Here is a 20,266-nt window from a genome sequence, read left to right on the forward strand (position 1 = left end):
GACCGGGGGTTTTTCATTCAAGCGGTAACCGCTTGTCGTTTCTCATCTCGCTGAAAAAACAGCATATAGAAGACCGGGGCCGCGACCATGGTCAGGACCGTGGCAAAAGCCAATCCGCCCATGATGGTGACCGCCATCGAGACAAAGAACGCGTCGGTCAGCAGCGGGGCCATCCCAAGGATCGTTGTAATCGCAGCCAGCATGACCGGCCGCAGACGCGATACGGATGCTTCGATGATCGACTCCTGCAGGGGTTTGCCCGTTGCTCGGACCAGATCAATCTCTTCGACCAGAACGATGCCATTCTTGATCAGCATGCCCGACAGGCTGAGCAGACCCAGAAGCGCCGTAAAGGTGAACGGCAGTCCGGTGCCCAGCAAACCGATGACCACACCGTTCACCGACATGGGCACCAAAAGCCAAATGATGACCGGCTGGCGGATCGCATTGAACAACAGCACCGAGATCAGCACCATGATCAAAAGGCTCAGTGGCAATTGCCTGCCAAGGCTTTCCTGGGCATCGCCCGAGTCCTCGAACTCACCTCCCCATTCCATACGATAGCCGGGTGGCAGGTCCATCTCTTCAATCGTTGCGCGCACCTCGGAATGCACCTGCGCTGCGGTCACATCTGGTGGGATATCCGCGCCAACGGTGATTGTCAGAACCCGGTTGCGCCGGTGGACCTCGGTGTTGAGCAACTGGTATTCGAACCCGTCCACCATCTGTTCGATGGGCACGAATTGGCCTGACTGATCGGAATACACGACCTGATCGACGATCGAATAGTCACCCTCGGCCGGGCGGCGCAGAATGATCGGGATCAGGCGGTCACGCTCACGCAGGACGCCTCCGGTGATGCCGTCGGTCGAGAATTGCAGCGTGGCCGCAATATCTTCACGCGAAACACCGGCTGTCTGCGCGCGTTCAGTTGCGTAGATCGGTTGCACCGCCAGCTCTTTTTCGCGCCAGTCATGATGGACGTTGAGCGCGTTCGGCGTGGCAGCCGCCATACGTTGAACCGCTTCGTCCGCCAACTGCCTCAGCACGGCCGGGTCGCTACCCGAGAAGCGAGCTTGAATCGGCGTGCCTCCCCCCGGACCGAAGACCAGACGTTTGGTGCGAAACTCGCTTTCAGGGAACTGAGCCACCCCAAAGGCTTCAAGCTCGGCCTGCAGCGCTGGGATATCCTCCAGCGTTTCCGTCCGAATGATCATGTGACCGTAGCTTGGGTTTGGGTCCTCAGCGCTATAGGTCAGCATGAAGCGGGTCGCGCCTTGCCCGACAAACGTGGTGACGGACACCACATCGTCACGTTCGGCCAGCCAATCCTCTACCACTGCCATATCCGCAGAGGTACGCGAGATTGGTGTGCCCTGAGGCAGCTTGTAGTGGACAAAGAACAGCGGCGTATTCGAGTCCGGGAAGAATTGCTGCTTCATCAGGCCGAAGCCCGCATAGCAGGCCACCGTCACAGCGATCAGCCCGGCCACAACGAGCCAGCGGAACCGCAACGCCCAGCGCAGGATCGCGCCATAGACACGGAACAGAAGGCTGCCATAAGCGTCAACTTCACCCTCTTTCCCCTGCTTGAAGAAGTAATGCGCCAACATCGGTGTTACTGTGATTGCCAGAACCCAGCTGAGCAGCAATGAGATCCCGATAACTGCAAAGAGCGAGAACAGGAACTCTCCGGTCGCGTCGGGGCTGAGACCGATGCCCGCAAAGGCCATGATGCCGATGACCGTTGCGCCCAGCAGTGGGATCTGCGTTTTAGACGCCACTTCATCCGCCGCATCGCGCGAGGACTTGCCGCGCAGCATCGCGATCTGCATGCCCTCGGCCACCACAATGGCATTGTCCACCAGCATCCCCATCGCAATGATCAGGGCACCCAGCGAGATGCGCTCCATCTCAATCGAGAACAGCGCCATGAAAAGCAGTGTCCCGACCACGGTCAGCAGCAATGTCGTCCCGACCACAATGGCAGCGCGCCATCCCATAAACAGGCCCAGAACCGCGACTACAATGATCACCGACATGGCGAGGTTCACAAGAAAGTCGTTCGAGGCTTGCTCGACCACCACGTGTTGCTGGTAGATGGGCAGAATTTCCACGCCAAACGGGATTTGCGTATCCAGTTCCGCGAATTTTGCATCCGCGCGCTTGCCAACTTCGACGATGTTCTCGGCGGCCAAGCCGGCAATGCCCAGCGTAAAGGCCTCGGTCCCATCGAAGCGGATCATGATATCCGGATCAGTTTGACGGGCGCGGTAAACGTTGGACATGTCAAACAGGTTGATTACCTGCCCTTGCGAACCGACCGACAACCCGGCGATAGCAGATACACTATCCGACCCTTCAGCTGTCAGAATAGTGGTGCGGTCGTTCTCGGACCGAACAGAGCCGGAGGAGTTGACCGAATCCGCGTTGGCAATCGCCTCGTTGATGGCTTGGATGGGGACATTCTGATTCACCGAGATAGACAGATCCGGTTCGATGAAGATCGCTTCTTGCGGCAGGCCCTGCACCTCGACATCAGCAACGCCGTCGACGGTCAACAACTCACGCCTGAGAAACGTCGCCAGTTCGTGCTTTTCCGCGTCCGAAAAGCCTTCGGCCGTGACTGCATAGAACAGGCCGAACACGTCGCCGAAACCATCATTGACGTAGGGCTGATTTACACCGGATGGCAGGCCCCGCGCCGCGTCACGCACCTTGGCGCGCAGGCGGGTCCAGATTGCGGGCAACTCGCTGCCGTCGTAGGTGGATTTAATCTCAACCTCGATCAGAGACTGCCCCGGCTGATTCAACGAGGTGATCGTATCCACCTCACCCATTTGCTGGATCGCCGATTCCAGAGGCTCAGAGACTTCCAGCGCCACTTGCTCGGCCGTTGCGCCGGGGTATTGCGTGACGATGACCGCGTTTTTGATTGTGAAAGCCGGGTCCTCTAGGCGCCCCAGGGAAAGGAAGCCCCATATGCCGCCAAACAGGGCGATCAGGATGATCAGCCACGTGTAAAGTGGCCGGTCGATAGATGCGCGTGCAATTCTCATCAGCCCGCCCCTTAGTTCGAGAAGCCGGTGAAACGGCGCACGACCTGGCCGTCCGTCAAAGCCGAACCGCCCGCGACAACAACCTCATCGCCGTCTGACAAGCCAGTCAGAACACGGACTTCACCGGTCTGCGTTGGTTCGATGGTTACGGGTGCAAGGCGTACCGTGCCCTCATTTGCGCCAACCGGAGAAAAGACCATCACGCCCAGCGCGCTATCCGCGCCAGCGACGATGGCTGATGCCGGTAGAACGATTCCCGTGCGGCCATCCCTGACATGCACGTTCACCGACACGGACGAACCGGGCAGAATCTGCAGCCCCTCAGGCGGGGTCAGACCGAACTGAATACGGAATGTCTGTCCAACACTCGAAGTCTCGGCGTCGAACTCACGGATTTCCAGCGGGAAGACTTCATCGCTTACGGGAAATTTGGCGGTGATCGTGATGTCATCCTGCTGACCCGAGCGTTGGAACAGGATCTCGGGGACGTCCACCTCGATCCGCAGTTCCGACATATCGTGAATACGCACGATCGGCGTCCCCGCCGACACGGTGGTAAAGGCCTCAACTGCGCGGCTTGACACGAGCGCGTCGAACGGGGCCGTCAGTGTCGCGTGTTCCAGTTCGTATTCCGCGTCGCGTACAGCGATAGCGGCCAGTTGCGCTTCGGTTTCGGAATCATCGACTGCCACTTGGCTGGCCGTAGTGCCGCGCAACCGCGACAGGCGCGCGACGGTTCGGTCGGCCTGTTCTTTCTGCAGACGGGCGCGATCCAGCCTGAGTTCAAATGGCTCTTGATCCAGACGGGCGATCAGGCCGTCCTTCGGGATGACAAACCCTTCGGTGACAGGCATCTCGACAATCTGCCCCGGAACCTGAAAGGCCAAATCAACGGTCTGACGCGCAGCAACGCGGCCGAAAAACTGACGAGTGAAACCCGGAGCCGTTTCCTGAACCTGCATCAATTTAACCGGTTTCGCGGTCTCTTGCGCGACAAGCGGCGTCGCCAAAACGGCCAGCAGAAGGCCCAGAGAAGTCAGCTGTTTCATTTTTTCAATCCCTCGGGAATTCCCGTTTTCAGTACGTTGTCACGGATCTTGCTCGCCATCCGGGCGAACTCGGCTGTTTCTTCTGCATTCAGGCCAGAGGCCTTGTGAAACAGATCTCCGGCTGCTGACACCAACATGTCACGCGCGCTCTCGCCTTGTTCGGTCAGCACCAGCAGCCAGGCACGGCGATCGTTGGGATCGCGCTGGCGTGCCAGATAGCCAGCTTCTTCCAGAGTATCCGCAGTGGCCGTAATGGTGGAGGGTACGCTCAGCATGTCAGCCGCCAGAACACCCATTCGCTTGGGTTCATCCAGCTTGATCAGCATGTGGCATTCCGGGTGGCTCAGGTCTGTTTCGATGGTGTCGAAGGTCTCTTCGAGTTTCCAGTAGAGGGCATAGACGCCCATGATGGCCTGAATTTCAGGGCTCAGGCGGCCAAGCCTGTCGCTGATACTGTCTGACATTGAGGAGACTCCGAGACGTCGTTGCAGGTCATATACTTCAAATTGTGAACTATTCAATAACTGAAGTGGAGAATCACCCTCCGGCCTAGCTTCCCTCGGGTAACCAAGACTTGATCAAATGCCCCTGTGACTGCATTTTGAGCAAACCCAAAACGTTCAGGACTTGCCATGTATATCCCTGCAATCACCGGTACAGGCGTTTTCACGCCCAAAAACGTCATCACCAATGCCGAGCTGGTGCAAGCCTTCAACGCCTATGCCGACAAGGTGAATGCAGAGAACGCCCAGGCCATCGAAGCCGGGGAGATGGAGCCGATGCAGCATTCGTCCGAGGAGTTCATCGTCAAGGCGTCCGGCATCGAAAACCGCTATGTGATGGATAAATCCGGCGTGTTGGACCCCGACACCATGCACCCCGCTTTGCGCCAGCGCAGCGATGACGAGCCGGGGATCATGACCGAAATGGCGGTGGATGCCTGCCACAAAGCACTGGCGCAGGCTGGTCGGACGGCGGCAGATGTCGATCTGGTGATCTGCGCGGCCTCGAACCACGAACGGGCCTACCCGGCCATTGCCATCGAGATACAGCAGGTTCTGGGCATCAAGGGTTTTGGGTTTGACATGAATGTCGCCTGTTCCTCGGCCACGTTTGGCATTCAGGCGGCGGCGGATATGGTGCGCTCGGGTTCGGTTCGGTCCGCATTGGTCGTGAATCCCGAAATCTGCTCGGGCCATCTGGAATGGCGCGACCGGGATTGTCATTTCATCTTCGGCGACGTGGCCACGGCCACCCTGATCGAACGCATCGAAGACGCGCAAGGCCCGCATTTTGAGGTCCTTTCGACCCGATGCGCCACGAGTTTCTCGAACAATATCCGCAACAATAACGGCTTTCTGCGCCGCTCGCGCCCTGATGGGATGATCGACCGGCGCGACATGCAGTTCATGCAGAACGGGCGCAAGGTCTTCAAGGAAGTGCTGCCCATGGTCAGCCAGCATATCAGCGACCACATGGAGGCCGAGGGCATCGGCAGCGACGACCTGACACGCCTGTGGCTGCATCAGGCCAACAAAACCATGAACGATTTCATCGGTAAGAAGGTCCTTGGACGTGTGCCCGAGGCGGGTGAGCAACCCAACATCCTACAGGACTATGCAAACACGTCCTCAGCCGGGTCGATTATCGCCTTCTCCAAATACTCGGACGATCTTGAGGACGGGGATATCGGGCTGATCTGCTCGTTCGGGGCGGGGTATTCGGTGGGGTCCGTAATTGTGAAACGGAAATCCTGATCCAAGCGGACTATGCTATCGCATTACCTGGAACACGCGGAAGGCTTCGTGTTTCGGCCGCTGAAGTTCGTGAACATTGTTCGGCAAACGCCCAGCTAGGAATGCCGAAGGCAACCCCTCGCCTTCCGAAACGGAATTCCAGTAGGCCGCGCGAGACGCGTGCTTGCAGATCAACACGTAGTCCACACCCAGGTAGGCAAGGCGCTGGCCCGTCTCAGCCGGGTCCGACCGGAAAAGATCAATCTGTGCCAGGTTTCCCGCCTCATTGCGGTGATAATTACCGCCAAGCACCGAATGATGCGTGAAACGCAGGATGTTTGCCGCGAAGTTAAAGCCGGTCACACTCAACCCCGAAGGCAGATCATTTAGCGGGTCGTAGGCCTCCTGGGTATTGCAAGACTTCGAGAACACTTGCGGCCCGGCCGCGCTGTTCTCGGTCGTGGGTTGCCTAAGAGAAACATAGAACCGTTCGATGGTCGTTCCGGTCTTGGGCAGCATGAAGATGAAAAACACCATCATCAGGACCCCCCAGAAACGACTCCTCTGCGCTTTATACTTCAGGAACATGGCGCCAAGCACCTGCGCCTGAACCACTATGAGTGAAATGGCTAGAAACGCGCTCATCCGGGATTGGTACAAAAAGAGCGTTAGACTGGCACTCATAAGGAAAACCAACAGAAGATAATCAATCCGCGTGTCACGGGCGCGCGACAAATATAGCCCAGCAAGAATCGTAAAAACGGATACCCCAAACAAAGCGATCTTTTGCCCCGTATGGCGCGACAAGGTCGCAAAAGGTGCTTGCGCCTCGCTGATCTGGCTCAGCCAGAATTCTTGCATGGGTTGCGACATCTGACTGATGGGATTTTGCAGGCAGTACGGTGCAAACACATATGCGAAACCCAGGGCCAGAACTCCAAGGGACAGCAATGAGACTGCGCGCGCCCATAGCGACCATGCCGACGCAACGGCCCCGAGTCCCAACAGCCCAAGTCCTGCAAGCCCAGCAGGCAAAGCGACGCTAAGCGTCAGAGCATCACATCCGGGAAAGAAGAAGCTGTCGGCTGAGGTGGTTGCAACGCTCACCGCCAAAAGCGTGACTGCAAGCGCAGCTCCAAAGGCCATCAGGCGCGTACGAGCCTGTTCGCCCAACAATACCCAGTCAACGGCGAAGAAAGCCCCAATCAGTCCCAGATGCATCAGCGATTCAGCGCCTATCGACATCGACAGCGCAAGAAAAACGCCAAGCCAGATGCTTGCTCTCAATCGGGTTTTCCGCTCCACAAAGAACATCACTGAAAAGACGTACAGCATGATCTGCAAGCCGTGATGATCGAACGAGAAGTAGGTGTATTTCTTTGTGCCTTCCAAAGCCAAAGCGCCAAAGATCAGCGCCGAGATTGCCCCCTGACGCCCACCCAACGCTCCCGCTGTCACGACAAGGGCCCATAGGGTCGCCATCACCAAAATAGACGGCCAGACAATCGCTGTGACGTGAAGCGCAGCAGGCTCGGACAAGACAAGGCTGAACAACAAGTAGAGCGCTGCGATCGGCGCATCAACCAGCCGCGACCAGTGCATAAGCGTACCGTCGTTGGGACCCAGCCTATGCTGATACAGGTCGAGCCACCCCTGCCCGTTCAGCAGGTCGCTAACCACCACCCAGCGCAGCACGTCATCTGATCGGCCCTCATAATGGCTTAGCGCCGTCAACATTGACAGAATGACACAGACCGCGACAAGAAGGCGCCAGACAATCCCGTCGTCCTGAACCCTATAGGGTCGTGGGAAACCGTTCATGAAAGAATGCTCTGCGCTGTTTCGCCAAAAAATCCAGCTTCGCTTCTGTCACAGGCTTGCGGCAAAAACGTGTCAGCTAACGCTTTCTTCTTCGAGATGCAGTTTCATCTCAATCAGAACCTGCTGCAAAAGGCTGGTTTCCTTCAGCAGGCGCTTGGCTTCATTGACGGTGATGATCCCGTCTTCGATGGCCGCCTGATACTCGGTCATCAGCATGGCAAACCGCTGGCTCAGGGCGATGACATCCGCGTTCACGCCACCTGTACGCGGAGAATCCGTGTTGCGATCCCCGTAGGACAGGGTGATGTTCTTCAGGTCCGCCAGCGCCGAGGTAACATGCGGATAGTTGGCCGCGTTCTCTAGCCGCGCCACTGCGTCGACGGGCATGAACCGATCCGCGTGTTCCGAGTTGTCCGAATAGTAGCGGCCGAGCGTTGCCTTTGATTTGCCCGTGATCTCGCACGCGGCTTCGATCCCGACATCTTTCACCAAGGCTTCGGTGTGTTTCTTAAGATAGGCCCCGATATCTGCCATAGTTCTACCCTTGCTACCTGCGCGCGCCGCCCCTTCTGTCCGTTTTGGGGGAAAGCATAGGGAAATTTCCCATAACCGAGTCATAATTGAAATGCCATAAATTGACTATCCCTCAGATATGCGAGGGTTTTGTGAGTGAGTGGCGGCCGTTCAGTGCCGGTAATGAGTAATCGTGAGGCAATATTGTTCAGCCTCACTCCGTTTTGGTCACATGTTGACCGATGGCGTCGCTGTTGCATGCGCAAGGTTCCATCCCCAAAGAGCATCTGCTCGGCCTCTGCAATGGTAACGGCGACGTCGCTTCCCTCTGATCGATTGATGGGTTGTTCGATTGGCGTCGGCGCTTTAGACCCGCCGCATGGCTAAACTGTATTTCAACTACTCGACCATGAATGCGGGCAAATCGACCGTATTGCTGCAGGCCTCGCACAATTACCGTGAGCGCGGCATGAAGACCTATCTGATGACCGCTGCCGTGGACGGGCGCGCTGGTGTGGGGCGGATCGCCTCGCGTATCGGGATTTCCGAAGAAGCCGATACCTTCCGGCCGGACGATGACGTTTTTGCCATGATCGAAACGCGCCAGAAGGCCAATCCGATCGCCTGTGTCTTCGTGGATGAGGCCCAGTTCCTGTCCGAGGATCAGGTCTGGCAACTTGCCCGCGCCGTGGATGACCTGAAGCTCCCGGTGCTGGCTTATGGCTTAAGGGTAGATTTCCAGGGCAAACTCTTCCCCGGCTCAGCAGCCTTACTGGCCTTGGCCGATGAGATGCGCGAGGTCCGCACCATTTGCGAATGCGGACGCAAGGCCACGATGGTGATTCGGCAGGACGACAATGGCCGCGCGATCACCGAGGGTGCTCAGGTTCAGATTGGCGGGAACGAGACCTATGTCTCGCTCTGCCGCAAACACTGGCGCGAGGCGGTCGGCGACTAGACCGGGTTTGGCAAGTCGCGCCCTTCGACAAAGGCGGCCACATTGTCCAACGCCATATGTCCCATGCCGGTTCGCACCTCTTCGGTGGCGGTACCCAGATGCGGCAGCAAGGTGACGTTCTGCATCTCGCGCAGTGCCTGCGGCACAGCCGGCTCGAACTCGTAGACGTCCAGCCCAGCTCCTGCGATCTGCCCTGCTTGCAGCGCGCTGATCAGAGCGGTCTCATCCACCACTTCACCCCGCGCGATGTTGACCAGAATGGCCGAGGGGTTCATGGCCTCAAGCACTGCGGCATTGATCAGATGGCGTGTCTCAGCCCCGCCCGGAACGGCCAGAACAAGAAAATCGACCGAGGCCGCAAGTGCCGAGAGAACGGGGATGAACTCGGCCTCAAAATCAAGCTGCTTGGCACTGCGGGACTGATAGGCAACCTGCATGCCAAATCCAAAGTGACAGCGCCGTGCGATGGCTTGGCCGATGCGGCCCATGCCGACGATGCCGACTCGCTTGCCGGTGACATGATGCCCTAGCATTTGCGTGGGATGCCAACCCTGCCAGTTTTCAGCCCGTACCAAACGCTCTCCCTCACCCGCGCGCCGCGCGGTCGAGAGGAGCAAGGTCATGGCGATATCGGCGGTCGCATCTGTGACCGCGCCGGGCGTGTTGGTGACCGCGATGCCTAAGGCGCGCGCGGCCTCGACATTGATGTGATTGTAGCCGACGCCGAAATTGGCCAACAGCTTGCAGCGCGGCTCGGGCACTTTGGCGAAGACTTCGGCCGAGAATAGGTCGCCCAGAGTGGGCACAACCACGTCGTAGTCCTGCAACGCCCTCACCATCTCATCCTCGGAAAGCGGAGTGGTTGCCGGGCGAATCTCAACATCGAACTCAGCGGCTGCCCGTGCTTCGACCGCCGATGTCATCGGGCGCGTGATCCAGAGTTTCATCAGTGCATCCTTCCGCCAACGGGGACGTTGCCATCCGGGCCGATCAAGACGATCTCTCCGTTTTCATCCGGCAGACCCAGCACCAGAACCTCGGACATGAACTTTCCGATCTGGCGTGGCGGGAAGTTGACCACAGCCATCACCTGTTTACCGATCAGCATCGACGGGTCGTAATGTGCGGTGATCTGGGCCGAGGTTTTGCGCTTACCAATCTCACCGCCGAAATCGATCCACATCTTGATGGCGGGCTTGCGGGCTTCGGGATAGGGCTCGGCGCGGATGACCTCACCGACGCGGATGTCGACTTTCAAGAAGTCATCGAAAGAGATCTCACTCACGGCCCAGCTCCTTGGAACGGTCGGTCGCGGCCTTAACGGCCCGGTGCAGCAGATTTGGGAACCCTTCGGCTTCGTGCATCAGAACCTCAAGCGCGGCCTGTGTCGTACCATTGGGCGACGTCACATTGACCCGCAGTTGCGCGGGGTCTTCCTCGGCGGCCATTGCCAAGGCACCGGCGCCTGCAACTGTGGATTTCGCCAGTTTCATGGCCAGCTCATGCGGCAGACCCTGCGCCTGCCCTGCGGCGGCAAGCGTTTCGATCAGGTGGAACACATAGGCTGGGCCTGAGCCGCTGACGCCAGTGACCGCATCTATCTGAGCCTCGTCCGACAGACGCACGGTCTCGCCTATCGACGACAGCAAGTTTTCCGCGAGGTCCAAATCGTCACCGGACACATGTGCGTTGCCGATCATCGCCGTGATACCCTGACGGATCGCCGCCGGTGTGTTCGGCATTGCCCTCACAATCGGGGTGCCTTCGCCCAGCACGTCTTCGAACGTTGCAATCGAGGTGCCCGCTGCAACGGAAACGAACAGGCTGCCACCACCACCGAGGGCCTGAATCGCAGGCAGCGCCTCACCCATCATTTGCGGTTTGACGGCCACCAGCACGACTGCGGGGGATTCGGGCAGTGGCGTGTTGATGTTAACGCCCTGCGCTTTCAGCCAGTCCGAGGGGTAAGGATCAATCACCCAAACGGAAGCGGCGGGCAGACCGTGATCCAGCCAACCCGCCAACATCGCGGATCCCATCTTTCCGCAACCCAATAACACAAGGCCCTGCTCGGCCACGCGCGACATGTCCATCTGTGCCCCTCCCCTATTCAATGGTTCAGGGCAAAGGTTTACGCTCGGCCGTAGGCCTCTGCAATGGCGACTTGCATCGCCTCTTCCGGATCGCGATTACCCCATGTGACAAGTTGGATCGCAGGGTAATACCGCTCGGCGCTCATAACTGCGGCGGTGATCATCGTGTCGATCTGATCAGCGCTGGCCGTCTGACCGCCTGCCAGGACCAGACCATAGCGATACACCATCAGTTTTTGGTTCGCCCAATAGGTGAACGCACCTGCCCAGCACTGATCGTTCATTTTGTTGAGCAACTCATACAATTCGGATTCACGCTCGGATGGAGGTTCCATTTCGAACGAGCAAACCATCCGCAGCGTTTCATCATAGTTGGACCAGGCCAGCGTGATCGAATAGGTCCGCCACTGCCCTTCAACCGCCATCGCGATCTGATCGTCGCCGATGCGGTCAAAGTCCCAGTCGTGATGTTCGGCCAGATGTTCAACAATATCGATTGGATGAAGGTCTTCTTCGAGAAACTGCTCGGAAAGGGCCATAATGCCACCTCACTACTCTCTAGCATTTCGGGGCTGGCAGCGCCCCAGCGCTAGTTGCCTGCTCTACAAGCCGGGCTTCCCCCGTAGGCCTGTACCAAATATGGTGCGCCGCAAGAGGGTGTCTGGCAACCCCATTTCTTGGGGATAACGGCAATAAGTTGTGGACAGTCGGCAACGACGATCAAAATATTGGCGTCTTATGCAGCTTTGCCTTGATTAATTTCTGCAAGGCGGCATGATACACAACACCGCACAATCCGGCCTTGGATTGCGCGGCGCTAACCTTGTCTTCAAAATCTGGATATCAGCGTTACTTGTCCAGTTTCGCCTCAAGCGCTGCGATGCGCGCCTCAAGCGCGGCGTTCTCTTCGCGGGCCTTTTGGGCCATGGCGCGCACAGCGTCGAATTCTTCACGCGTAACGAAATCGCGGTCGGCCAGCCAACGTTCGATCATCGATTTCATCGCATTCTCGGCCTCTTCGCGTGCGCCCTGCGCCACACCCATGGCGTTGGTCATCAGCTGGGAAACGTCGTCGAGGATCTTGTTGCGGGTTTGCATGGCTTTTCTCCGAAATCGCGGTTGTATCCTATATGGGGAAGGATTGGCGCAGGCTCAAGGTTGACTTGCCCTGCAAACCCCGGGCAATGAGACGCACATGCAGGCTGTTCTGAATTTCCCCGATCTGTCGCCCGAGCTGTTCTCGATCTCACTGTTCGGGATGGAGTTCGCGCTCAGGTGGTACGCGCTGGCGTATATTGTCGGCATCCTGATTGCCTGGCGCCTGGCCGTGATGGCCCTGCGGCGCCCGGCCCTTTGGCGCAATGAAACGCCACCCATGAAGCCTGAGCAGTTGGATGATCTGCTGACCTGGATCATCATCGGTGTGATTCTGGGTGGGCGTCTGGGCTTTGTGCTGTTTTATCAACCGGCCTACTACTTGTCGCACCCGGCAGATATCCTGAAGGTCTGGCAAGGGGGGATGGCCTTTCACGGCGGGCTGCTGGGGGTGATTGTCGCCTCATACCTCTATGGTCGCCGTCACAACATTCCGACCCTGTCGCTAGGCGATTTGGTGGCCTATACCGTCCCGCCCGGCCTGTTGCTGGGGCGGCTTGCCAATTTCATCAACGCCGAGCTTTGGGGCCGACCAAGCGAGCTGCCATGGGCCGTGATCTTTCCCGGCTTCGCAGCGCAGGACTGCCCGGGTGTCGTGGCCGGTATGTGCGCCCGTCACCCCTCGCAGCTATACGAAGCCGCGCTTGAGGGTGTACTATTGGGCGCTGTCCTTCTGTGGTTGGCATATCGGCGCGGCGCGTTCCGAAAACCCGGCCTGATCATGGGCGTTTTCCTCGCAGGCTACGGGGCATCCCGCTTCGTGGTCGAGTTCGTCCGTCAGCCCGATGCGCAGTTCATCTCGCCCGGCAACCCGCTTGGACTGGCGTGGCATATCGGCGGCTACGGCCTGACAATGGGGCAAATCCTGTCTCTACCAATGATTACCTTAGGCCTGTGGTTCGCCCTGCGCGCCCGGCGAACGGCATGAGCCTGCACGAACTCCTGATCGCCCGAATCCGGCAAGACGGCCCGATGACGCTGGCCGATTACATGACCGAATGCCTGCTGCACCCAACTTTGGGCTATTACTCCACGCGCGACCCGTTTGGTGCTCAGGGCGATTTCACCACCGCGCCTGAAATCAGTCAGATGTTCGGCGAGTTGATCGGCCTATCACTGGCGCAAAGCTGGATGGATCAGGGGCAGCCATCCACGTTTGCGCTGGCCGAACTCGGACCGGGTCGCGGTACGCTGATGGCGGATATCCTACGGGCAACCCGCACGGTTCCCGGTTTCCATGATGCGGCCAAGGTTGTTCTATTGGAGGCCTCCGAGACGCTTCGCAACGTGCAAAAGGCAACCCTGATAGATCACAACCCGCAGTGGATCAGCGATGTGGCGGAACTGCCGGACTTGCCGATGTTTCTGGTGGCAAATGAGTTCTTTGACGCCCTGCCCATCCGCCAATTCCTGCGTGATGGCGCCACTTGGTGCGAACGATTGATCGGAGAGGCCGATGGCGCGCTGAGTTTTGGCCTTGGCCCCGCTGAGCCGCATACTGCGCTGCAGAACAGGCTGTCCGATACGCGAGACGGGGATCTCGTCGAACTCTGCGCACCTGCCATTCCGATTCTAACCATCCTAGCCTGCCGAATCGCGCAGAACGGAGGGGCTGCTCTGATCGTGGACTATGGTGACTGGCGCTCGCTTGGCGATACGCTTCAGGCCCTAAAGGCGCATGAACGTGCGGACCCTCTGCAAACCCCCGGCCAAGCAGACCTGACCGCGCATGTGGATTTTGAGCCCCTGGCGCTGGCTGCGAAGGCCGCAGGCTGTGCTCATACCTGCCTGACACCACAGGGTATTTTTCTGGAACGTCTGGGAATCACCGCCCGTGCACAGGCTCTGGCCAAGGGTATAGGCGGCTCCAAGCTTGATGAACTGGTGGCCGCACATCGCCGGTTGACGCATGTCGATGAAATGGGAAATCTGTTCAAAGTGCTGGGCCTCTACCCGCCCCAAGCTGCGCCTCCACCGGGACTTGAACCATGACCTTGGAAATTCTCACGTCGGATATGCTGGCCCCCGTAAAACACGGCTTTTTCAGCCGTAGAGGCGGCGCATCCTCGGGCGTCTTCGCGGGATTGAACTGCGGTTATGGATCATCCGATCAGACCGAGATCGTCGCCCTGAATCGCCGACGGGTTGCTGACGCGATGGATGTCACGCTAGAGGCGCTGGTTGGTATTCATCAGGTTCATTCGCCCGATGTGCTGACGGTGGATGCGCCCCTTACGGGTGACAAACCCAAGGCGGATGCGCTCGTGACCGCCACGCCCGGGTTGGCTCTGACAATTCTGACCGCGGACTGCCAGCCTGTGCTTTTCTGCGACCCTGACGCGAACGTGATCGGCGCCGCCCATGCTGGCTGGCGTGGCGCTTTGGACGGCGTGTTGGAGGCCACATTGGACGCGATGGAGGCATTGGGCGCCACGCGCGAAAACACGCGTGCCGTGATCGGGCCATCCATTTCGCAGGCGGCCTATGAGGTCGGCCCCGAGTTTCTGGATGCTTTCATGGCGGAGTCCTCGGAGAACAGCCGATTCTTCGCCAATGGCACCGAGGATCGGCTGCAATTTGATTTGCCAGCCTTTGGTCTGCATAAACTGCGCCAAGCGGGTGTCGGGCAGGCAGAATGGACCCGGCATTGCACGTATTCCGATCCAGATCGCTTTTATTCATACCGCCGGACAACACACGCCAAAGAGGCGGACTACGGGCGGTTAATTTCGGCGATCAGATTGTAGATTAGGCCCCAATTAAGGCAAAACCGCCACCTTTCCGCCACATTTATTGTGTTTACCTGACACAGAATCGTAGTGAATTTTGTGCCAGTACTCAGAAGGTTATCTGTCTTTGCCGACAAATGAATGCTGGCACCTCAAACAGAGGAACCGCCAACCTTTATTTTTTGTCCGTTTTTGATCCCGGTTAAGCCTTATCCCTGCCGCAAACCTGCGGCACGTTAAGTCTACACACACGGAATGAGGCTCAGACCTCCGATCGAGCAGGACCAGAAAATGAAACAGAAATCTCGCTTTCTCAGCGCGGTCATTCAGGCCGCACAGGACCCGAAACTGGACATGCCGTGGAAGCGAGTGTCAAGCCATTCTGTCAGGGTTGCCCGCCGTCTGGCGACGCGACGCTGAAACAGAAAGCCAACGGAACCAAGCTGCCGGTTCCATTTGGTCAACGCGCACCGGGTAGTGCTCCGGTCCGATGTGCGTGGGATGCAAAGAAAAATGCATCCTGAGTTCGGAGCGTGTTTGCGGGCATTTTCGCCCGCGCAGTACGAGTTTGTCTGGGGGGTCAATGGATTGACCAATGGAATGCGAAATTGCTTCGCTGTGCGCTGCGGCCATAGCCGGTGCCCAAGGGTTACCCATTTATTTCAAGACAAAGAACCGAACCGACAGATGGGCCTGCATGGGGGTATGCCCCGTCTGATCCGGTTCTAAAAGGAACGGAATATTTATGACTATTCCAAAATCACTGGCCATTGCTGCCAGAAATGCTGTCGAAACCTCGGCATTGCTCCGCGACACTCCGCGGCCGACTACAAAACAGAAAGCCCAGCTGCGCCGTTACGAAGTGAGCGCCCTGCTCAAAAACGGAGACATTGCGCAAACCCGGCATATCGCACCGGCCCTGCCGATGTTCGAGGACGCCTTTTGCGCCTTCTCACGGGGGTCGCTTGTGGAAACCGAACAGGGGCCCATGGCGATCGAGGATCTGCTGCCCGGCGACACGGTACTGACGCAGGACGGAACCTCTGAGACCGTTTTGTGGAAAGGCTCTGTGACGCTGATACCGGGCCGCGAGGATTCGCGCGGGCGCACCCGTCCGTTGACCCGCATCATGGCTGATACGTTTGGCATGCAAAAACCGATGTCCGGTGTGATCGCAGGACCAGCCGCGCGTCTGCTTGGCACGCCAGCCCATTTGCGGCACCTGCATGGCGGGTCACCGATTCTGGCGCCTGTGGCCGAATTTCAGGACGGAATGGGTGTTGTGGAAACAATGCCTCCAACTCCAGTAGAATTGTTTCACATTTGCCTGAAAAAACACTCGGTCATCCGTGTAGACGGCTTGCCCTTTGAAACCTATCATCCAGGTGCTAATGCGGTTCGCATGATCAGCCATTCGTTACGGTCGATCTATCTGAACCTGTTCGCGCATATCGAATCGCTGAACGATTTTGGCCCGTTGCTTATGCCGCGCGCCGGAGACGGAGAGATCGACGCGATATCGGCGTGAATTGTTAAAGAGTACTGCAGAGTGGGGGCTTTATGCAGATTTTGATAGGATGGGCTTTGACCCTGGCGGTGGTGGCTATGCTGCCGCCCTGCCCAACAGAAACACGACGGATGTGGTTTACGCCGAGCGGTTCATTCGGTCTTCCAATACATCGAACGGGACGCCTGGCTCGTCTTTTGCGCCGCGGATAACAAGCGATGTCTTGACGCTGGCCACGTTTGGCGTGGTCAGCAGTTCGCCGGTCAGGAACTGCTGAAAACTGCTGAGGTCGGGCGCGACGCATTTCAGGATGAAGTCGACCTCGCCGTTCAGCATGTGACACTCACGGACCAGCGGCCATAGTCTGCACTGCTCCTCGAACGCGCTGAGCTCCGACTCCGCCTGGCTGTCCAATCCAACCATCGCAAAGACTTGAACCTCAAACCCAAGCTCGCGGGCGTTCACTTCGGCGTGGTAGCCGGTGATATAGCCCGATTCCTCCAAAGTGCGCACACGGCGCAAGCACGGAGGGGCCGAGATACCGACCCTTTTGGCCAGTTCTACATTGGTCATGCGACCGTCCGCCTGCAATTCCGCCAGAATCTTGCGATCAATTTCATCCAGCCGGGTCGTGACCATAAAACGCTCCTGATTTTTCGGTTCTTATATCAGCACCCAGCCCACGCGCAATAATGTTTCGTAGCTGCGCAATTTTCTTTGTTTTCAGATCGCTCATTTGCGCAGGGCCATACCGACAAGGCATATCAGGTTCCCTTCATGAAGGGGCTTTAAGCCCTGCCCGCCCATCGCTATATCCTTGCGACGGGCAAAAGGCCCAAATCAGGCAGTTCGAGCGGGGGTACCATGGCCGACACACGACACACCAAGGTTCTGATCATCGGGTCGGGACCCGCAGGCTATACAGCCGGGGTTTATGCAAGCCGCGCGATGCTGGAACCCATTCTGGTGCAAGGGATCGAGCCCGGCGGCCAGCTGACGACCACCACCGAGGTCGAAAACTGGCCCGGCGATACTGAGGTACAAGGCCCCGATCTAATGGTCCGCATGCAGGACCACGCCAAGGCGATGGGCTGTGAGGTCATCGGCGACATCATCAACGATCTGGATGTCTCGAAACGTCCCTTCACCGCAAAAGGGGATAGCGGCACGGTTTACACTGCCGATGCGGTCATTCTGGCGACCGGTGCGCGGGCCAAATGGCTTGGCGTGCCGTCGGAAGAGAAATTCAAAGGCTTCGGCGTCTCGGCCTGTGCGACCTGCGACGGGTTCTTCTACCGCGGGCAAGAGATCGTTGTAATCGGCGGCGGCAATACCGCCGTGGAAGAAGCGCTGTTCCTGACCAATTTCGCCAGCAAGGTGACCCTGATCCACCGCCGCGACGAGTTACGGGCGGAAAAGATCCTGCAGGATCGCCTGATGAAGAATGAAAAGATCGAACCGCTCTGGTTCCACGAACTGGACGAGGTCATCGGGACCGATGCGCCCTTGGGCGTCGAAGGCGTGCGCGTCAAGAACGTGAAAACGGGCGAAATCTCTGAAATCCCGTGCAAGGGCGTTTTTGTCGCCATCGGCCATGCCCCGGCCAATGAGTTGGTCAAGGACACGCTGGAAACCCATATGGGCGGCTATGTCGTAACCAAGCCAGGATCAACCGAGACCTCGGTTCCGGGTGTTTTCGCAGCCGGTGACCTGACAGATCACATCTACCGTCAGGCCGTCACCAGCGCAGGCATGGGCTGTATGGCTGCCCTGGATGCCGAACGCTTTCTGGCCGAACAGGACTAAGGGCCACAGGGTCAGGTCACACCGGCTTGACCCTATCCCCGCGCGGCCTCACACTGGTGCAAAACATGAGGGTCGCGCGTGGTCACAACGGACAACGCTCTTTGGCGTGGCGGGTGGTCAACCCGGCTTAGGATCGGCAGCGGGCTGGTCCTTTTTGTCTTTGCCTTATTCCATTTTCTGAACATCGGCCTCGGCCTGTTTCACACCGATTATCTGCATGGCATGCAAGACGGTCGAAAGGCCGTCACCCGCCACGACGCCATGAGCGCGCTTCTCTACCTTGCGCTGATCGTGCATTCGGGCCTTGCGCTAACGTCGATCATACAACGACGGACCTTGCGCATGCCGTTCAGCTCGGCCCTGCAAATCGTGCTGGGGCTGCTGATCCCGATCCAGCTGATCGTCCATATCATTCACACGCGCTACGCGCATGAGATCTACGATGTGAATGACGAAATGGGCTATATCATCATTCTGATGTGGCCAAGCTCTGCGATTTGGATGCAAAGCCTGCTGTTGCTGATCGTGTGGGTACATGGCTGCATCGGGTTGCACATGTGGCTGCGGTTGACCCGGTGGTGGGGCAGGACCCTGCCCTACCTGATCGGTATTGCAGTCTTTGTCCCCTGTTTCGCCCTGGCCGGTGTGCTGACCGAAGGGCGCCGGATCTGGGCCGATTTTGCCGATGACTTCCTGCGCGAACAGTATATCGAACACTATAACTGGCCCTCGGCCGAGGCCTTTGAGGCCATGTTCCGCGTCGAAGACAACGCAATGATGGGGTTTTGGGCCGCGCTCGGTGCAACGGCGGCCTTCTATCTTGGCCGCAAGCTGTGGCGTCGTCGGCACTCTGTTCAGGTGACCTACGCCCGAGGCCCCGAGGTTTTTGCCGAGAAGGGCATGACGCTGCTTGAGATGTCTCAGGCCAACGGAATTCCGCATGCCGCCCTATGTGGCGGCAAGGGCCGCTGCACCACCTGCCGCGTGATCGTCGAAGATGGCGGAGATCACCTGCCCCCGCCCAGCGAGATCGAAGCCCGCAGCCTGGCCGCCGTTGGGGCCTCGGCCCAGACCCGTCTGGCCTGTCAGATGCGCCCGACCGAGCCGGTAAAGGTCTTTCGTGTTTTTCGCCCCGACGGCAAGCACGACCGGGCTCATGCAAGTCAGGGGCAGGAACGTCAGTTGGCCGTGCTGTTTCTGGACATGCGCGGCTTTACCGCCCGCACAGCAGGGCAACTGCCCTATGATATCGTCTTCCTTCTGAACAGGTTCTTTGATGCGATTGTGCCTTCGATCACCTCTCAGGGCGGGGTCGTCGACAAATACATGGGGGATGGGCTGCTGGCGGTTTTTGACAAACCCGACCCCCGGCAATCCGCCCGCGCCGGTCTGAAAGCCGCGATTGAGATCAGCCATGCGCTGGAACAGTTCAACCGACAGCTATCATCCGAAGATAGCCCGCATATCCGCATCGGCATGGGGCTGCATCTGGGCGATCTGGTGCTTGGGGAAATTGGCGCGGCCGGCCATGCCGCGCAAACCATCATCGGGGACGCCGTGAATGTCGCCAGCCGTCTTGAGGCCGAAACAAAGCCGCTGGGGGTTGAGCTTCTGGTGTCGGCCGAGCTGCTACAGGCCGCCGAGATGGACATCTCGGACGACCGCATCCAAAACTTCAAGCTGCGCGGCGTGTCCGAGCCCGTTCCAGCCCTGCCTGTGCCCCGCGCCTCGGAACTTGAAAAGGCCTAAGACAACAGGAACACGCATACTTACTGTGGCACATTTGCGCTAGATTACCGGAACTTTGATCGCCCGTTTTCCACCGAATTGGAAAATTCTT

20 protein-coding genes are annotated in these 20,266 nt (G+C 58.4%); 9 read left to right on the forward strand and 11 right to left on the reverse strand.

Going from position 1 to position 20,266, the window contains the following annotated elements; all coding sequences use genetic code 11:
• Nucleotides 1–17 precede the first annotated feature (17 nt).
• From ACR0IP_RS18055 to ACR0IP_RS18065, 3 genes are read right to left on the reverse strand one after another with little or no spacing between them, the layout of a single operon-like run.
• Nucleotides 18–3,059, reverse strand: coding sequence for an efflux RND transporter permease subunit (locus ACR0IP_RS18055; protein WP_480527053.1), 3,042 nt, complete (start codon nt 3,057–3,059; stop codon nt 18–20).
• Nucleotides 3,060–3,070: 11 nt separating this feature from the next.
• Nucleotides 3,071–4,108: an efflux RND transporter periplasmic adaptor subunit gene (locus ACR0IP_RS18060; protein ID WP_480527054.1), complete on the reverse strand. Its 1,038-nt coding sequence runs from the start codon at nt 4,106–4,108 to the stop codon at nt 3,071–3,073.
• Nucleotides 4,105–4,572 carry a MarR family transcriptional regulator gene (locus ACR0IP_RS18065; protein ID WP_170374701.1) on the reverse strand — a complete coding sequence of 156 codons (468 nt, stop codon included), beginning with the start codon at nt 4,570–4,572 and terminating at the stop codon, nt 4,105–4,107. Before ACR0IP_RS18065 ends, ACR0IP_RS18060 begins: the two co-directional genes overlap by 4 nt.
• Nucleotides 4,573–4,740: 168 nt before the next feature.
• Here ACR0IP_RS18065 and ACR0IP_RS18070 point away from each other — a divergent pair, with 168 nt between their 5' ends.
• Nucleotides 4,741–5,865 (forward strand): beta-ketoacyl-ACP synthase III, encoded by a 1,125-nt coding sequence (locus ACR0IP_RS18070; protein WP_170374699.1) that lies wholly within the window; start codon nt 4,741–4,743, stop codon nt 5,863–5,865.
• Between the two features lie 15 nt (nt 5,866–5,880).
• On the opposite strand, the gene ACR0IP_RS18075 is transcribed toward ACR0IP_RS18070, so the two are convergent.
• Complete coding sequence (locus tag ACR0IP_RS18075; RefSeq protein WP_480527055.1) at nt 5,881–7,665, reverse strand: hypothetical protein; 1,785 nt, start codon at nt 7,663–7,665, stop codon at nt 5,881–5,883.
• A gap of 72 nt (nt 7,666–7,737) precedes the next feature.
• Entirely contained in the window at nt 7,738–8,199 is a 462-nt protein-coding gene (locus tag ACR0IP_RS18080) for a hypothetical protein (protein ID WP_170374695.1), read from the reverse strand.
• 358 nt (nt 8,200–8,557) lie between these two features.
• On the opposite strand from ACR0IP_RS18080, the gene ACR0IP_RS18085 reads away from it, so the two are divergent.
• Nucleotides 8,558–9,136 (forward strand): thymidine kinase, encoded by a 579-nt coding sequence (locus ACR0IP_RS18085; RefSeq protein ID WP_170374693.1) that lies wholly within the window; start codon nt 8,558–8,560, stop codon nt 9,134–9,136.
• Here the strand turns inward: ACR0IP_RS18085 and ACR0IP_RS18090 are convergent.
• The 5 genes from ACR0IP_RS18090 to ACR0IP_RS18110 form a co-directional block, all read right to left on the reverse strand.
• Nucleotides 9,133–10,083, reverse strand: a complete 951-nt coding sequence (locus ACR0IP_RS18090; protein WP_170662205.1) for a 2-hydroxyacid dehydrogenase — start codon at nt 10,081–10,083, stop codon at nt 9,133–9,135. The two genes, ACR0IP_RS18085 and ACR0IP_RS18090, sit on opposite strands and share 4 nt — an antisense overlap.
• Complete coding sequence (locus ACR0IP_RS18095; protein ID WP_170662207.1) at nt 10,083–10,421, reverse strand: tRNA-binding protein; 339 nt, start codon at nt 10,419–10,421, stop codon at nt 10,083–10,085. The genes ACR0IP_RS18090 and ACR0IP_RS18095 overlap by 1 nt, the downstream gene beginning before the upstream one ends.
• A complete protein-coding gene (gene proC, locus ACR0IP_RS18100) occupies nt 10,414–11,229 on the reverse strand; it encodes a pyrroline-5-carboxylate reductase (protein WP_170374687.1) in 816 nt (271 codons plus the stop codon). Before proC ends, ACR0IP_RS18095 begins: the two co-directional genes overlap by 8 nt.
• A 38-nt stretch (nt 11,230–11,267) precedes the next feature.
• The gene (locus tag ACR0IP_RS18105) at nt 11,268–11,768 is read right to left on the reverse strand and encodes a type III secretion system chaperone family protein (protein WP_480527057.1); all 501 of its coding nucleotides are present in this window, start codon (nt 11,766–11,768) and stop codon (nt 11,268–11,270) included.
• Between the two features lie 310 nt (nt 11,769–12,078).
• On the reverse strand, nt 12,079–12,327 hold the full coding sequence (locus ACR0IP_RS18110) for an accessory factor UbiK family protein (protein ID WP_480527058.1): 249 nt from the start codon (nt 12,325–12,327) through the stop codon (nt 12,079–12,081).
• 97 nt (nt 12,328–12,424) lie between these two features.
• On the opposite strand from ACR0IP_RS18110, the gene lgt reads away from it, so the two are divergent.
• The 5 genes from lgt to ACR0IP_RS18135 all read left to right on the forward strand — a co-directional run bounded on the left by lgt (nt 12,425) and on the right by ACR0IP_RS18135 (nt 16,641).
• Nucleotides 12,425–13,312: a prolipoprotein diacylglyceryl transferase gene (lgt, locus tag ACR0IP_RS18115; RefSeq protein ID WP_480527060.1), complete on the forward strand. Its 888-nt coding sequence runs from the start codon at nt 12,425–12,427 to the stop codon at nt 13,310–13,312.
• Complete coding sequence (locus tag ACR0IP_RS18120) at nt 13,309–14,376, forward strand: class I SAM-dependent methyltransferase (protein WP_480527061.1); 1,068 nt, start codon at nt 13,309–13,311, stop codon at nt 14,374–14,376. The genes lgt and ACR0IP_RS18120 overlap by 4 nt, the downstream gene beginning before the upstream one ends.
• Nucleotides 14,373–15,131, forward strand: a complete 759-nt coding sequence (pgeF, locus tag ACR0IP_RS18125) for a peptidoglycan editing factor PgeF (protein WP_170689258.1) — start codon at nt 14,373–14,375, stop codon at nt 15,129–15,131. The genes ACR0IP_RS18120 and pgeF overlap by 4 nt, the downstream gene beginning before the upstream one ends.
• A gap of 273 nt (nt 15,132–15,404) precedes the next feature.
• The gene (locus tag ACR0IP_RS18130; protein ID WP_256439789.1) at nt 15,405–15,533 is read left to right on the forward strand and encodes a hypothetical protein; all 129 of its coding nucleotides are present in this window, start codon (nt 15,405–15,407) and stop codon (nt 15,531–15,533) included.
• Between the two features lie 325 nt (nt 15,534–15,858).
• The gene (locus ACR0IP_RS18135; RefSeq protein ID WP_170637468.1) at nt 15,859–16,641 is read left to right on the forward strand and encodes a Hint domain-containing protein; all 783 of its coding nucleotides are present in this window, start codon (nt 15,859–15,861) and stop codon (nt 16,639–16,641) included.
• 117 nt (nt 16,642–16,758) lie between these two features.
• Here ACR0IP_RS18135 and ACR0IP_RS18140 read toward each other — a convergent pair whose 3' ends face one another.
• Nucleotides 16,759–17,259, reverse strand: a complete 501-nt coding sequence (locus tag ACR0IP_RS18140) for an Lrp/AsnC family transcriptional regulator (protein WP_170374674.1) — start codon at nt 17,257–17,259, stop codon at nt 16,759–16,761.
• Nucleotides 17,260–17,484: 225 nt separating this feature from the next.
• Here ACR0IP_RS18140 and trxB point away from each other — a divergent pair, with 225 nt between their 5' ends.
• Nucleotides 17,485–18,426: a thioredoxin-disulfide reductase gene (trxB, locus tag ACR0IP_RS18145; protein WP_170689257.1), complete on the forward strand. Its 942-nt coding sequence runs from the start codon at nt 17,485–17,487 to the stop codon at nt 18,424–18,426.
• A gap of 78 nt (nt 18,427–18,504) precedes the next feature.
• Nucleotides 18,505–20,175 carry an adenylate/guanylate cyclase domain-containing protein gene (locus ACR0IP_RS18150; RefSeq protein ID WP_480527063.1) on the forward strand — a complete coding sequence of 557 codons (1,671 nt, stop codon included), beginning with the start codon at nt 18,505–18,507 and terminating at the stop codon, nt 20,173–20,175.
• Nucleotides 20,176–20,266 lie beyond the last annotated feature (91 nt).

The sequence above is a fragment of the Ruegeria sp. AL11 genome (genome assembly GCF_056540865.1).

Coding starts and splice junctions, on each gene's coding strand:
- ACR0IP_RS18055 (WP_480527053.1), bottom strand. CDS start 3,059: ATGAGAATTGCACGCGCATCTATCGACCGGCCACTTTACACGTGGCTG.
- ACR0IP_RS18060 (WP_480527054.1), bottom strand. CDS start 4,108: ATGAAACAGCTGACTTCTCTGGGCCTTCTGCTGGCCGTTTTGGCGACG.
- ACR0IP_RS18065 (WP_170374701.1), bottom strand. CDS start 4,572: ATGTCAGACAGTATCAGCGACAGGCTTGGCCGCCTGAGCCCTGAAATT.
- ACR0IP_RS18070 (WP_170374699.1), top strand. CDS start 4,741: ATGTATATCCCTGCAATCACCGGTACAGGCGTTTTCACGCCCAAAAAC.
- ACR0IP_RS18075 (WP_480527055.1), bottom strand. CDS start 7,665: ATGAACGGTTTCCCACGACCCTATAGGGTTCAGGACGACGGGATTGTC.
- ACR0IP_RS18080 (WP_170374695.1), bottom strand. CDS start 8,199: ATGGCAGATATCGGGGCCTATCTTAAGAAACACACCGAAGCCTTGGTG.
- ACR0IP_RS18085 (WP_170374693.1), top strand. CDS start 8,558: ATGGCTAAACTGTATTTCAACTACTCGACCATGAATGCGGGCAAATCG.
- ACR0IP_RS18090 (WP_170662205.1), bottom strand. CDS start 10,083: ATGAAACTCTGGATCACGCGCCCGATGACATCGGCGGTCGAAGCACGG.
- proC (WP_170374687.1), bottom strand. CDS start 11,229: ATGGACATGTCGCGCGTGGCCGAGCAGGGCCTTGTGTTATTGGGTTGC.
- ACR0IP_RS18105 (WP_480527057.1), bottom strand. CDS start 11,768: ATGGCCCTTTCCGAGCAGTTTCTCGAAGAAGACCTTCATCCAATCGAT.
- ACR0IP_RS18110 (WP_480527058.1), bottom strand. CDS start 12,327: ATGCAAACCCGCAACAAGATCCTCGACGACGTTTCCCAGCTGATGACC.
- lgt (WP_480527060.1), top strand. CDS start 12,425: ATGCAGGCTGTTCTGAATTTCCCCGATCTGTCGCCCGAGCTGTTCTCG.
- ACR0IP_RS18120 (WP_480527061.1), top strand. CDS start 13,309: ATGAGCCTGCACGAACTCCTGATCGCCCGAATCCGGCAAGACGGCCCG.
- pgeF (WP_170689258.1), top strand. CDS start 14,373: ATGACCTTGGAAATTCTCACGTCGGATATGCTGGCCCCCGTAAAACAC.
- ACR0IP_RS18130 (WP_256439789.1), top strand. CDS start 15,405: ATGAAACAGAAATCTCGCTTTCTCAGCGCGGTCATTCAGGCCGCACAG.
- ACR0IP_RS18135 (WP_170637468.1), top strand. CDS start 15,859: ATGACTATTCCAAAATCACTGGCCATTGCTGCCAGAAATGCTGTCGAA.
- ACR0IP_RS18140 (WP_170374674.1), bottom strand. CDS start 17,259: ATGGTCACGACCCGGCTGGATGAAATTGATCGCAAGATTCTGGCGGAA.
- trxB (WP_170689257.1), top strand. CDS start 17,485: ATGGCCGACACACGACACACCAAGGTTCTGATCATCGGGTCGGGACCC.